We start from the raw sequence: 12,044 nt of genomic DNA on the forward strand, positions 1-12,044 counted from the left end.
ATGGCAAAGCTCGAACTCCTCCCCGCCGTCGACGTCCGCGACGGCCAGGCCGTCCGGCTCGTGCACGGCGAGTCCGGCACGGAGACCTCCTACGGCTCCCCGCTGGAGGCCGCCCTCGCCTGGCAGCGCGCGGGCGCCGAGTGGCTGCACCTGGTCGACCTGGACGCCGCGTTCGGCACCGGCGACAACCGGGACCTGGTCGCCGAGGTCACCCGGGCGATGGACATCAAGGTCGAGCTGTCCGGCGGCATCCGGGACGACGCCTCCCTGGCGAAGGCCCTCGCCACCGGCTGCACCCGGGTCAACCTCGGCACCGCCGCCCTGGAGACCCCCGAGTGGGTCGCCAAGGTCATCGCCGAGCACGGCGACAAGATCGCGGTGGGCCTGGATGTGCGCGGTACGACCCTGAAGGGCCGCGGCTGGACCCGCGACGGCGGCGACCTCTACGAGACGCTGGAGCGCCTCGACAAGGAGGGCTGCGCGCGGTACGTCGTCACGGACATCGCCAAGGACGGCACGCTCCAGGGCCCGAACCTGGAGCTGCTGAGGAACGTCTGCGCGGCGACGGACCGTCCGGTCGTGGCCTCCGGCGGTGTGTCGTCCCTCGACGACCTCCGCGCCATCGCCCAGCTGGTGCCCCTCGGCGTCGAGGGCTCCATCGTCGGCAAGGCGCTCTACGCCAAGGCGTTCACCCTGGAAGAGGCCCTGGAGGCGGTGGCCGAGTGACCGGCGTACGACGCGTCTCCACCGGCGCGCCCTGGGAGGACGCCTTCGGGTACTCCCGGGCGGTGCAACTGCCGAACGGCCTGGTGCTGGTCTCCGGCTGCACGTCGATAGTGGACGGCCAGATCGCCGGAGGAGGCCCGTACGACCAGGCGATCAACGCCTTCAACGTCGCGTTCGGGGCGCTGGACCGGCTCGGTCTGGGCCGCGACGACGTCGTACGTACGCGTATGTACCTCACCCATGCCCGGGACGTGGACGAGGTCGGACGCGCTCATAAGGAGCTGTTCGACGCCGTCCGGCCCGCCGCATCCATGATCATCGTCTCCGGTCTCGTGGACCCCGGCCTGGTCGTCGAGGTCGAGGTCGAGGCATACCGAGAAGAAGGACCGGCATGACCCTCGCCGTACGAGTCATCCCCTGCCTGGACGTGGACAACGGCCGCGTCGTCAAGGGCGTGAACTTCCAGAACCTGCGCGACGCGGGCGACCCCGTCGAGATGGCCAAGGTGTACGACGCCGAGGGCGCCGACGAGCTGACGTTCCTGGACATCACCGCCTCGTCGGGCAACCGCGAGACCACCTACGACGTGGTGCGCCGCACCGCCGAGCAGGTCTTCATCCCGCTGACGGTCGGCGGCGGTGTCCGTACGGCCGAGGACGTGGACAAGTTGCTTCGGGCGGGCGCGGACAAGGTCGGCGTGAACACGGCGGCCATCACCCGTCCGGACCTCATCCGCGAGATCGCCGAGCGCTTCGGCCGCCAGGTACTGGTGCTGTCGGTCGACGCCCGCCGCACGGAATCCGGCTCCTTCGAGGTCACCACCCACGGCGGCCGCAAGGGCACCGGCATCGACGCCGTCGAGTGGGCGCACCGGGCCGCCGAGCTGGGCGCGGGCGAGATCCTGCTCAACTCGATGGACGCGGACGGCACGAAGGACGGCTACGACATCGAGATGATCGAAGCCGTACGCAAGCACGTCACCGTGCCGCTGATCGCGAGCGGGGGAGCGGGCCGCCTCGCGGACTTCCCCCCGGCCATCGAGGCGGGCGCGGACGCGGTCCTGGCGGCCTCGGTCTTCCACTTCGGCGATCTGCGGATCGGCGAGGTGAAGCAGGCACTGAAGGAGGCGGGTCACCCGGTGAGGTGACGCCGTCGGTCCTGTTGCAAGCCCCGGTCGCCAGGCGGCCGGGGCTTACCGCTGGGCAGCGGGGAAGGGGAGGCGAGCCTCCTCAGATACCCAGCTGCTTGGTCTCGTGCAGCTTGGTGATCGCGTCCTTGTCGCCCTCCAGCTCCACATCGGCCACCTGCTGCCGCCCGTACAGGAACAGCAGCAGCTCCGACGGCTCGCCGGTGACCGTGACGACCGGCGTGCCCCGCTTGGCCACAGCCGTACGGCCGTCGGGGCGGCGCAGCACCAGGCCGGTCGGGGAACCGCGGCCCATCAGCCGCGAGGTGCGCTCCAGCCGGGACCACAGGGCGTCCTGGAAGACATGGTCGAGCTCGCGCGGCGACCAGTCGGGCTGGGCGCGGCGGATGTCCTCGGCGTGGACGTAGAACTCGATCGTGTTCGAGGCCTCGTCGATCTGCTTGAGAGAGAAGGGCGAGAACCGCGGCGGGCCGGTCCGCACGAGCTGGATCAGCTCCTCGTACGGCTTCGCGGCGAACTCCTCCATCACCCGGTCCAGGCGCGACGCCAGCTGTTTGATCAGTATGCCCCCGGCGGCGTCGGGGCGGCGCTCGCGCACCACCACATGGGCGGCCAGATCGCGGGTGCTCCAGCCCTCGCACAGGGTGGTTGCGTCCGGGCCGGTGGTCTCCAACAGGTCGGCGAAAAGGAGCCGTTCACGCTTGGCATGGGTCGACATGACGCCAGCCTACGACCGGGCCCTCCGGTCCGTGCAGCCAAGGTCCCGGTGGGTCGCGGCGCGCACTTGCCCGATGTGGGTCGCGCACTCGTGCGACTTGTACGACAAGAGGGTCCGGCCTGTGGACAACCGGACGGGCCCGTCACCGGGGCGCGGCACAATGGCCGCATGACCAGCACGCCGTCCTCCAGCAGCCAACACAGTCCCGGAGCCCCCACCGGCCCCGGCGCCCCCAGCGCGCTGGACCCCGAGATCGCCGCGCGCCTCAAGCGCAGCACCGACGGACTCCTGCCCGCCATCGCCCAGCAGTACGACACCGGTGAGGTGCTCATGCTCGGCTGGATGGACGACGAGGCCCTGCACCGCACGCTCACCACCGGGCGCTGCACCTACTGGTCCCGCAGCCGCCGCGAGTACTGGGTGAAGGGCGACACGTCCGGTCACTTCCAGTGGGTGAAGTCCGTGGCCCTGGACTGCGACGCCGACACCGTCCTCGTCAAGGTCGACCAGGTCGGCGCCGCCTGTCACACGGGCGCCCGCACCTGCTTCGACGAGGACGTCCTCAAGGCCGCCGAAGGCGGCGCCGATTCCGACGTACCGTCACTGGATCAGTAAGGTCAGCCGCCATGGACCTCGAGACGTTCCGCAAGCTGGCCACCGACCGCCGCGTCATCCCCGTCAGCCGCAAACTCCTCGCCGACGGCGACACCCCGGTCGCGCTCTACCGCAAGCTCGCCGCAGAGCGCCCCGGCACATTCCTCCTGGAGTCCGCCGAGAACGGCCGCTCCTGGTCCCGGTACTCCTTCGTGGGCGTCCGCAGCCACGCCACCCTCACCGCGCGTGACGGCCAGGCCCACTGGCTCGGCACCCCGCCCGTCGGTGTCCCCGTCGACGGCGACCCCCTCGCCGCCCTGCGCGCCACCATCGAGGCGCTCCACACCCCGCACCAGGAGGGCATGCCGCCCTTCACCGGCGGCATGGTCGGCTACCTCGGCTACGACATCGTGCGCCGCCTGGAGAAGATCGGGCCCGGCGAGCGGGACGACCTCCAACTGCCCGAGCTGACGATGCTGTTGACGAGCGACCTGGCGGTCATGGACCACTGGGAGGGCTCGGTCCTGCTCATCGCCAACGCCATCAACCACAACGACCTCGACACGGGCGTCGACGAGGCCTATGCCGACGCCGTCGCCCGCCTCGACGCCATGCAGACGGACCTCTCCCGGCCCGTCGCCCAGCCCCCGGCGGTCCTGCCGCCCTCGGAACTGCCCGAGTACACCGCGCTCTGGGGCGGCCCCGACTTCCAGGAAGCCGTCGAGGACATCAAGGAGCGCATCCGCGCGGGCGAGGCCTTCCAGGTCGTCCCCTCACAGCGCTTCGAAACACCGTGCGTGGCAAGCGCGTTGGACGTCTACCGGGTCCTCAGGGCGACCAACCCCTCCCCGTACATGTACCTGTTCCGCTTCGACGGCTTCGACGTCGTCGGTTCCTCCCCCGAGGCCCTGGTCAAGGTCGAGGACGGGCACGCCATGGTCCACCCCATCGCCGGTACGCGACACCGCGGGGCGACCCCGCAGGAGGACCAGGCCCTCGCCGACGAGCTGCTCGCCGACCCCAAGGAGCGCGCCGAGCACCTGATGCTCGTCGACCTGGGCCGCAACGACCTGGGCCGGGTCTGCGAACCGGGCTCCGTCGAGGTCGTCGACTTCATGTCCGTCGAGCGGTACTCGCACGTCATGCACATCGTGTCCACGGTCACCGGCCGGGTCGCCGCGGGCCGCACGGCCTTCGACGTCCTGACCGCCTGCTTCCCCGCCGGCACCCTCTCCGGTGCCCCGAAGCCCCGCGCCATGCAGATCATCGACGAGCTGGAGCCCTCCCGCCGGGGCCTGTACGGCGGCTGCGTCGGCTACCTCGACTTCGCGGGCGACTCCGACACCGCCATCGCCATCCGCACGGCCCTGCTGCGCAACGGCACGGCCTACGTCCAGGCCGGAGCCGGCATCGTCGCCGACTCGGACCCCCTCGCCGAGGACAACGAGTGCCGCAACAAGGCGGCGGCGGTCCTCCGCGCGGTCCACACGGCGAACCGACTGCACGAGGCGGGGTGAGGCGAGCGGTCTACGCGGCAGGCCCCGGCCAAGGCGCCGGCGAATGTGGCACGGGACACGGTGAACCCGGTGACGGCGGGAGCGGCGAGCAGGCGATAGTGGAGTACGTGACCGCAGTACCTCACCCTGGTTCCGAACCCGCGTTCGCCCGCCGCGCGCGCTCCGGCCGGCGCAGCCTCGCCCTCGCCCTGCTGTGCGGCGCGCTCGGCGCCGCCGTCGCCCTGCTCGCCACCCGCCAGCAGTGGGCGGAGGGCACCGCGTCGGTGGCCGGCGGCGCCTTCCCGCTGACCGCCAAGGGCAGTGATGTCACCGGCGTCCCCGCGGCCCTCGCCATAGTGGGCCTCGCCGCACTCGTCGCAGTCTTCGCCGTACGCCGGTCCGGGCGCGTCCTCGTCGCCCTGCTGCTCGCCCTCTCCGGCGCGGGCACCGTCGCCGCCGCGCTGCTCGGCGCCTCCGACAGCTCCGCGCTCGACGAGAAGGCCGCCGAGGCCTCCGGGGACACCTCCGCGACCGTCGGCGCGCTCAGCCACACCGGCTGGCCCTATGTCGCGGCCGCCGGCGGCGCCCTCATCCTGCTGGCCGGACTGCTCGCGCTGCGCTACGGACGCCTGTGGCCCGCGATGTCCGGCCGCTACGAACGCGACGGCACCCCCCGGCCCCGCAAAGCCGAGCCCGTCGACCCCGACCGCCCCGAGGACATGTGGAAGGCCCTCGACCGCGGGGAGGACCCCACGGGACCGGACCCGACGTAGCGGCCGGGGCGACAACCCGGCGGCGTACGACGACAGACCCCCGCTCACGGCGCGTTCGTGAGTACGGGACAATGGACGACGAGCGTCCGACTCACCACACGCTCGGGCCACACGGACCAACCGCGGGCCTCGAGCACCACGCATTGAACAACGAGGAGCAAGTCATGGCGGGCAGCAGCCACGGTCACACCCCGGCCGCCTGGACCGGCGTCACCATTTCCTTCATCGGTTTCTGCGTCGCGGGCGCTTTCATGGTGATGGCCGAGCCGCTCGGCTTCTGGGCCGGCATGGTCATCACTGTCCTCGGCGGTGTCGTCGGCATGATCATGCGGTCCATGGGCCTGGGTCAGCCGAAGGACCACCACGCAGTGTGGGAGACCGCGTCGGTGGCGAAGCGTGAGGCCGTGACCCCCGAGCCTGCCGCTGCCAACGGCTGACACGCGCCGAGAGCCGACCCCTCCCGCGAGGAGCCGATCTTCCGCCTTCCGCGGAGCACGGCGGCCGTGACAGTCGATCATCCGCACAGGGGCGCCCCGACGGCATACGAGCCGGGGGCGCCCTTCGCGCGCGCCCGGCGCCCGCGCGGGGCAGAATGCGGATGTGAAAGCCGAGAGCCAGCCACTGGCACCACCGGGCGCCGACCGCGCGGCCGGTAGGGCCGCCGGGGCCGTTCTGCGCGGGCTGTGGGTCCCCGCCGGGGTCCTCGCGGCCGTCGGCGCGGCCTTCGCGTACGTCGCCGCCGTCGACCCCAACGAGCCCGGCCACTACCCGGTCTGCCCGCTCTTCCGTGTCACCGGCCTGTACTGCCCGGGCTGCGGCGGACTGCGCAGCGCGCACGCCTTCGCCCACGGCGACCTCGCGACCGCCCTCACCGACAACGCGCTCGCGGTGGCGGGCTTCCTCGGCCTCGCGGTGCTGTGGACGGTCTGGGTGGTCCGGGCGGTCCGAGGGCGCCCGATGCGCATCGCACTCGGGACCGTGCAACTGTGGAGTATGGGCACGTTGACGCTGGTCTTCACCGTTGTCCGGAACCTACCGTTCGGTGGCTGGCTCCATCCTTGATCAAATGGTGAATGTCCAGGTAGTGGGACCGCTGTCAACCGGATGCGAGGCCTGGGCCCCGCTCCGGATACCATCGCAGTGACCGCTAGTAATGCTTCGAACTGTCAACCGTCTGGAAGGGGGCCGCTCGCGTGAGTGTGCTCGACGAGATCATCGACGGAGTCCGTGCCGACCTCGCGGAGCGGCAGGCGCGCGTCAGCCTCGACGAGCTCAAGGAGCGCGCGGCGAAGGCTCCGGCGGCCAAGGACGGCGCGGCCGCACTGCGCGGCGACGGCGTCAAGGTGATCTGCGAGGTCAAGCGATCCAGCCCCTCCAAGGGCGCGCTGGCCGCGATCGCCGACCCGGCGGGCCTCGCGGCGGACTACGAGGCGGGCGGCGCGGCCGTCATCTCCGTCCTCACCGAACAGCGCCGCTTCGGCGGCTCGCTCGCCGACCTGGAGGCCGTGCGGGCCCGGGTGGACATCCCCGTCCTGCGCAAGGACTTCATCGTCACCTCGTACCAGCTGTGGGAGGCCCGCGCGTACGGCGCCGACCTCGCCCTGCTGATCGTCGCCGCCCTCGACCAGCCGGCCCTGGAGTCGCTGATCGAGCGCGCCGAGTCCATCGGGCTCACCCCGCTCGTCGAGGTGCACGACGAGGACGAGGTGGAGCGGGCGGTCGACGCCGGCGCCCGCGTCATCGGCGTGAACGCGCGCAACCTCAAGACCCTCGAGGTCGACCGCTCCACCTTCGAGCGGGTCGCCCCCGAGATCCCCGACAGCATCGTCAAGATCGCCGAGTCCGGCGTCCGCGGCCCGCACGACCTCATCGCGTACGCCAACGCCGGCGCCGACGCCGTCCTCGTGGGCGAGTCCCTCGTCACCGGCAAGGACCCGAAGACCGCGGTCGCCGACCTGGTGGCGGCGGGCACGCACCCGGCACTGCGGCACGGGCGCAGCTGACCGCCCGCTAGGCTTGGCCCCGATGACGCTCACGACCACCATGACGGCCACGGACCGGTACGCCCGCCTCGCACGCGGCTGCCGCCCCCGTGGCTGTCGCGCGCCGGCGCGCAGGGTGCATGGCCGCAGGGTGCGGTACGTCATCGGTGACGAGCCGGGCCAGGTGAACGGCATGCGATGGCAGCGCCCCGTCAGGGGCGCGGGGCTCTGTTTGATTCGCGGCCACCGCCGCACGGGCGCGACCGGCCACTGAACGGCCGGCAGCCGACCGACACATCCCCGCCCCACGGCGATCAGTGCCCAACACACACTCACCGTGAGGTTTCCGCATGCCCAGCGAGTTCTTCATCCCCGACCCCGAGGGTCAAGTCCCCAGCCCCGAAGGCTACTTCGGGGCCTTCGGCGGCAAGTTCATCCCGGAGGCCCTCGTCGCCGCCGTGGACGAGGTGGCCGTCGAGTACGACAAGGCGAAGCACGACCCCGAGTTCGCCCGCGAGCTCGACGATCTGCTCGTCAACTACACCGGCCGGCCCAGCTCCCTCACCGAGGTGCCGAGGTTCGCCGAACACGCCGGTGGCGCCCGGGTGTTCCTCAAGCGCGAGGACCTCAACCACACCGGCTCCCACAAGATCAACAACGTGCTCGGTCAGGCCCTGCTCACCAGGCGCATGGGCAAGACCCGCGTCATCGCCGAGACCGGCGCGGGCCAGCACGGCGTCGCCACCGCGACCGCCTGCGCGCTCTTCGGGCTCGAGTGCACCATCTACATGGGCGAGATCGACACCCAGCGCCAGGCCCTCAACGTGGCCCGGATGCGCATGCTCGGCGCCGAGGTCGTCGCCGTGAAGTCCGGCAGCCGCACGCTGAAGGACGCCATCAACGAGGCCTTCCGCGACTGGGTCGCCAACGTCGACCGCACCCACTACCTCTTCGGCACGGTGGCGGGACCGCACCCCTTCCCCGCCATGGTCCGTGACTTCCACCGGGTCATCGGCGTCGAGGCCCGGCGGCAGATCCTGGAGCGCGCCGGGCGACTGCCCGACGCGGCCGTCGCCTGCGTGGGCGGCGGCTCCAACGCCATCGGTCTCTTCCACGCCTTCATCCCGGACGCCTCCGTACGCCTCATCGGGTGCGAGCCCGCCGGGCACGGCCTCGAGACCGGCGAGCACGCGGCGACCCTGACCGCGGGTGAGCCCGGCATCCTGCACGGCTCGCGGTCGTACGTCCTGCAGGACGAGGAGGGCCAGATCACCGAGCCGTACTCGATCTCGGCCGGTCTCGACTACCCGGGCATCGGGCCCGAGCACTCCTACCTCAAGGACTCCGGTCGAGGTGAGTACCGCGCGGTCACCGACGACGCGGCCATGCAGGCGCTGCGTCTGCTGTCCCGCACCGAGGGCATCATCCCGGCCATCGAGAGCGCCCACGCGCTCGCCGGTGCCCTGGAGGTCGGCAAGGAGCTGGGCAAGGACGGGCTGATCGTCGTCAACCTGTCCGGGCGCGGCGACAAGGACATGGACACGGCCGCCCGTTACTTCGGCCTGTACGACACCGACGCCGAGGTCGCGGCGAGCGCCGCCGGGACCGCCGAGATCGAGGGGGACGCCAAGTGAGCGGGAACATTCAGCTGCTGTCGGACACCCTCGCCGCCGCCAAGGCCGAGGGCCGCTCCGCGCTCATCGCCTACCTCCCGGCCGGGTTCCCGACCGTGGACGGCGGCATCGAAGCGATCAAGGCCGTCTTCGACGGCGGCGCCGATGTCGTCGAGGTCGGGCTGCCGCACAGCGACCCGGTCCTCGACGGCCCCGTCATCCAGACCGCCGACGACATCGCCCTGCGCGGCGGCGTCAAGATCGCGGACGTCATGCGTACGGTCCGCGAGGCCTTCGAGGCCACGGGGAAGCCGGTGCTCGTGATGACGTACTGGAACCCCATCGACCGCTACGGCGTCGAGCGGTTCGCCGCCGAGCTGGCCGAGGCGGGCGGTGCCGGGTGCATCCTGCCCGACCTGCCCGTCCAGGAGTCGGCGCTGTGGAGGGAGCACGCCGAGAAGCACGGGCTCGCCACCGCCTTCGTCGTCGCCCCCAGCAGCAAGGACGCCCGGCTCGCCGAGATCACCGCGGCGGGCTCCGGCTTCGTCTACGCGGCCTCCCTGATGGGGGTCACGGGGACACGCGAGTCGGTCGGCGCCCAGGCGCAGGACCTCGTGCAGCGCACCCGGGCCACGGGTTCGGGCCTGCCGGTCTGCGTCGGCCTGGGCGTCTCCAACGCCGTGCAGGCCGCCGAGGTCGCCGGGTTCGCCGACGGTGTGATCGTCGGGTCCGCGTTCGTGAAGCGGATGCTCGACGCGCCGGACGAGCAGGCCGGCCTGGACGCCGTACGGGAGCTCGCGGGCGAGCTGGCGAAGGGTGTGCGCGCGGGCGTGTGACCCGCAGCGGGTGGCGTTCACCCGTTTGTCGTACGGCGTGACGCTACGTGACGCCAGAACCGCCACTCGAACGGGTGGAACTGGGGCCGGGGAGGCGCTGTGTGCCTCCCCGGTTCGTTCTGCGGGATGTGAGCGAGAAGAACCGTGAGGGAAAGCGCACCGCCCGTGAGCGGCTGGCGGAGGAACGCGCGAAGCAGAAGACCGTCGAGAAGCGCCGACGCGCGCTGATCGTGGGCGCGTCGGTGGTGTGCGTCCTGGGCCTGGCCGCAGTGATCGGCATCGTGGCGGCGAACGCGGGCAAGGACGACACCGAGAGCTCGGGCCCGGTGATCGTGCCCTCGGGGGCCAATGGCGAGGACAGCCTCGCGATCCCTGCCGGGAAGACGGGCGCCAAGTCCACCCTCACAGTCTGGGAGGACTTCCGCTGTCCGGCGTGCAAGTCCTTCGAGGACGCGTACCGCTCGACGATCCATGAGCTGACCGACGCCGGTCAGCTGAAGGTCGAGTACCACCTGGCGACCCTGATCGACGGGAACATGGGCGGCAGCGGATCCCTCAAGGCCGCGAACGCCGCCGCGTGCGCACAGGACGCCGGTAAGTTCACCGCGTACCACGACACGCTGTACGAGAACCAGCCCGCCGAGACCGACGACGCCTTCGCCGAGGACGCCAAGCTGATCGACCTGGCCAAGAAGGTGGACGGCCTCGACACCCCGGCCTTCCGTTCCTGCGTCGAGGACGGCACGCACAACAGCTGGGTCGTGAAGTCGAACGAGGCCTTCCAGAAGGGCGGCTTCTCGGGCACGCCGAGCGTCCTCCTCAACGGCAAGAACATCTACCAGGACCAGACGATGACCCCGGCGAAGCTGAAGCAGCTGGTGCAGGAGAACGCCAAGGGGTGAGGCACGGCCGGTGTCGTGGTGGGGCCGGTGGGGTCCGCGGGGCACATGGGGCGTCAATGTCTGTGTGGTACGGCGTTATCGAGCCGTTGTCGGGCTGCCGGCCGTGGGCCGGGCCCGGCAAGGTAGCGTCGACCTTGCCATGGAACTTGCCTACATTCCCAGCCCGTCGCGCGGAGTGCTGTACCTCGGCCCCATCCCGCTGCGCGGCTACGCCTTCTGCATCATCATCGGTGTCTTCGTAGCCGTCTGGCTCGGCAACAAGCGCTGGATCGCCCGGGGCGGGCGGGCCGGTACGGTCGCCGACATCTCGGTCTGGGCCGTGCCCTTCGGCCTCGTCGGCGGACGTCTCTACCACGTGATCACGGACTACGAGCTGTACTTCAGCGAGGGCCGTGACTGGGTCGACGCCTTCAAGGTCTGGGAGGGCGGCCTCGGCATCTGGGGCGCGATCGCGCTCGGTGCCGTGGGCGCGTGGATCGGGTGCCGCCGTCGTGGCATCCCGCTTCCCGCGTACGCCGACGCCGTCGCGCCCGGTATCGCGCTCGCCCAGGCCATCGGGCGCTGGGGCAACTGGTTCAACCAGGAGCTGTACGGCAAGGAGACGACCCTGCCGTGGGCCCTGAAGATCACGTCCTCCACGGACGGGCGGATGCCGGGCACGTACCACCCGACGTTCCTGTACGAGTCGCTGTGGTGCATCGGCGTCGCGCTGCTCGTCATCTGGGCCGACCGCCGGTTCAAGCTCGGGCACGGGCGGGCGTTCGCGCTGTACGTCGCCGCGTACTGCGTCGGGCGGTTCTGGATCGAGTACCTGCGGGTCGACGACGCCCACCACATCCTCGGGCTGCGGCTGAACAACTGGACCGCGCTGTTCGTGTTCATCCTGGCCGTGGTCTACATCGTGCTGTCGGCCCGGAAGCGGCCGGGGCGCGAGGAGATTGTGGAGCCGGGGGCCTCCGACGGGGACGGGGATGTCGTGGACCTTGAGAAGGACGGGGACGCGGAGGCCTCGGAGAAGAAGGCGGAGTCGTCGGACGAGAAGGCGGAGGCCGCGGAGTCGTCGGACGAGAAGGAGCCCGAGGCTTCTGAGGCCGCCGAGAGCGAGAAGCAGGCCTCGTCCGCCGAGAAGAGTTGAGGTAGCGCTTCGGGTTCTCTGAAGCGTCGCTTCACGACGGATGTTCCCCCACCCACCCGCCCTTTCAGGGCGGGTGGGTTTTTGGTGTGGTTCGTCGGCTGCGGGTCTGTGGGGGGCTGGTC

At 71.3% G+C, this 12,044-nt stretch carries 15 protein-coding genes; 14 read left to right on the forward strand and 1 reads right to left on the reverse strand.

The genetic code is table 11. The features are described 5' to 3' along the window. The 3 genes from priA to hisF are packed head-to-tail and all read left to right on the forward strand — an operon-like array spanning position 1 to position 1,873. On the forward strand, positions 1–726 hold the full coding sequence (priA, locus tag SGFS_RS41840) for a bifunctional 1-(5-phosphoribosyl)-5-((5-phosphoribosylamino)methylideneamino)imidazole-4-carboxamide isomerase/phosphoribosylanthranilate isomerase PriA (protein WP_286257554.1): 726 nt from the start codon (positions 1–3) through the stop codon (positions 724–726). Then, a complete protein-coding gene (locus SGFS_RS41845; RefSeq protein WP_286257556.1) occupies positions 723–1,121 on the forward strand; it encodes a RidA family protein in 399 nt (132 codons plus the stop codon). The genes priA and SGFS_RS41845 overlap by 4 nt, the downstream gene beginning before the upstream one ends. Then, complete coding sequence (gene hisF, locus SGFS_RS41850; protein WP_286257557.1) at positions 1,118–1,873, forward strand: imidazole glycerol phosphate synthase subunit HisF; 756 nt, start codon at positions 1,118–1,120, stop codon at positions 1,871–1,873. The genes SGFS_RS41845 and hisF overlap by 4 nt, the downstream gene beginning before the upstream one ends. Positions 1,874–1,955: 82 nt before the next feature. On the opposite strand, the gene SGFS_RS41855 is transcribed toward hisF, so the two are convergent. Further along, on the reverse strand, positions 1,956–2,591 hold the full coding sequence (locus SGFS_RS41855) for a TIGR03085 family metal-binding protein (RefSeq protein ID WP_286257558.1): 636 nt from the start codon (positions 2,589–2,591) through the stop codon (positions 1,956–1,958). A 168-nt stretch (positions 2,592–2,759) separates the two neighbouring features. On the opposite strand from SGFS_RS41855, the gene hisI reads away from it, so the two are divergent. The 11 genes from hisI to lgt all read left to right on the forward strand — a co-directional run bounded on the left by hisI (position 2,760) and on the right by lgt (position 11,922). Continuing rightward, positions 2,760–3,206: a phosphoribosyl-AMP cyclohydrolase gene (gene hisI / locus SGFS_RS41860; RefSeq protein ID WP_286257559.1), complete on the forward strand. Its 447-nt coding sequence runs from the start codon at positions 2,760–2,762 to the stop codon at positions 3,204–3,206. Positions 3,207–3,217: 11 nt separating this feature from the next. After that, entirely contained in the window at positions 3,218–4,702 is a 1,485-nt protein-coding gene (locus SGFS_RS41865) for an anthranilate synthase component I (RefSeq protein WP_286257560.1), read from the forward strand. 98 nt (positions 4,703–4,800) lie between these two features. Beyond that, positions 4,801–5,454: a TIGR02234 family membrane protein gene (locus tag SGFS_RS41870; protein ID WP_286257561.1), complete on the forward strand. Its 654-nt coding sequence runs from the start codon at positions 4,801–4,803 to the stop codon at positions 5,452–5,454. A 164-nt stretch (positions 5,455–5,618) separates the two neighbouring features. Next, positions 5,619–5,891 (forward strand): HGxxPAAW family protein, encoded by a 273-nt coding sequence (locus SGFS_RS41875; RefSeq protein WP_286257562.1) that lies wholly within the window; start codon positions 5,619–5,621, stop codon positions 5,889–5,891. 163 nt (positions 5,892–6,054) lie between these two features. Then, entirely contained in the window at positions 6,055–6,516 is a 462-nt protein-coding gene (locus SGFS_RS41880) for a DUF2752 domain-containing protein (RefSeq protein ID WP_434028139.1), read from the forward strand. A 131-nt stretch (positions 6,517–6,647) separates the two neighbouring features. After that, positions 6,648–7,457: an indole-3-glycerol phosphate synthase TrpC gene (gene trpC / locus SGFS_RS41885; RefSeq protein ID WP_286257563.1), complete on the forward strand. Its 810-nt coding sequence runs from the start codon at positions 6,648–6,650 to the stop codon at positions 7,455–7,457. Positions 7,458–7,479: 22 nt separating this feature from the next. Next, the gene (gene trpM, locus SGFS_RS41890; protein WP_286257564.1) at positions 7,480–7,710 is read left to right on the forward strand and encodes a tryptophan biosynthesis modulator TrpM; all 231 of its coding nucleotides are present in this window, start codon (positions 7,480–7,482) and stop codon (positions 7,708–7,710) included. Between the two features lie 76 nt (positions 7,711–7,786). After that, positions 7,787–9,070 (forward strand): tryptophan synthase subunit beta, encoded by a 1,284-nt coding sequence (trpB, locus tag SGFS_RS41895; RefSeq protein ID WP_286257565.1) that lies wholly within the window; start codon positions 7,787–7,789, stop codon positions 9,068–9,070. Then, positions 9,067–9,885, forward strand: coding sequence for a tryptophan synthase subunit alpha (gene trpA / locus SGFS_RS41900; RefSeq protein ID WP_286257566.1), 819 nt, complete (start codon positions 9,067–9,069; stop codon positions 9,883–9,885). Before trpB ends, trpA begins: the two co-directional genes overlap by 4 nt. Before the next feature lie 128 nt (positions 9,886–10,013). Then, positions 10,014–10,787 (forward strand): DsbA family protein, encoded by a 774-nt coding sequence (locus tag SGFS_RS41905; protein ID WP_286260322.1) that lies wholly within the window; start codon positions 10,014–10,016, stop codon positions 10,785–10,787. Between the two features lie 139 nt (positions 10,788–10,926). After that, the gene (gene lgt, locus SGFS_RS41910) at positions 10,927–11,922 is read left to right on the forward strand and encodes a prolipoprotein diacylglyceryl transferase (protein ID WP_286257567.1); all 996 of its coding nucleotides are present in this window, start codon (positions 10,927–10,929) and stop codon (positions 11,920–11,922) included. Positions 11,923–12,044 lie beyond the last annotated feature (122 nt).

This window comes from Streptomyces graminofaciens, from assembly GCF_030294945.1.
GTDB lineage: Bacteria > Actinomycetota > Actinomycetes > Streptomycetales > Streptomycetaceae > Streptomyces > Streptomyces graminofaciens.

Bases quoted from the DNA above. Each gene is read 5' to 3' on its own strand.
- SGFS_RS41875 (WP_286257562.1), top strand. From the start codon at position 5,619: ATGGCGGGCAGCAGCCACGGTCACACCCCGGCCGCCTGGACCGGCGTC.
- lgt (WP_286257567.1), top strand. From the start codon at position 10,927: ATGGAACTTGCCTACATTCCCAGCCCGTCGCGCGGAGTGCTGTACCTC.
- priA (WP_286257554.1), top strand. From the start codon at position 1: ATGGCAAAGCTCGAACTCCTCCCCGCCGTCGACGTCCGCGACGGCCAG.
- SGFS_RS41865 (WP_286257560.1), top strand. From the start codon at position 3,218: ATGGACCTCGAGACGTTCCGCAAGCTGGCCACCGACCGCCGCGTCATC.
- SGFS_RS41855 (WP_286257558.1), bottom strand. From the start codon at position 2,591: ATGTCGACCCATGCCAAGCGTGAACGGCTCCTTTTCGCCGACCTGTTG.
- hisI (WP_286257559.1), top strand. From the start codon at position 2,760: ATGACCAGCACGCCGTCCTCCAGCAGCCAACACAGTCCCGGAGCCCCC.
- hisF (WP_286257557.1), top strand. From the start codon at position 1,118: ATGACCCTCGCCGTACGAGTCATCCCCTGCCTGGACGTGGACAACGGC.
- trpB (WP_286257565.1), top strand. From the start codon at position 7,787: ATGCCCAGCGAGTTCTTCATCCCCGACCCCGAGGGTCAAGTCCCCAGC.
- trpM (WP_286257564.1), top strand. From the start codon at position 7,480: ATGACGCTCACGACCACCATGACGGCCACGGACCGGTACGCCCGCCTC.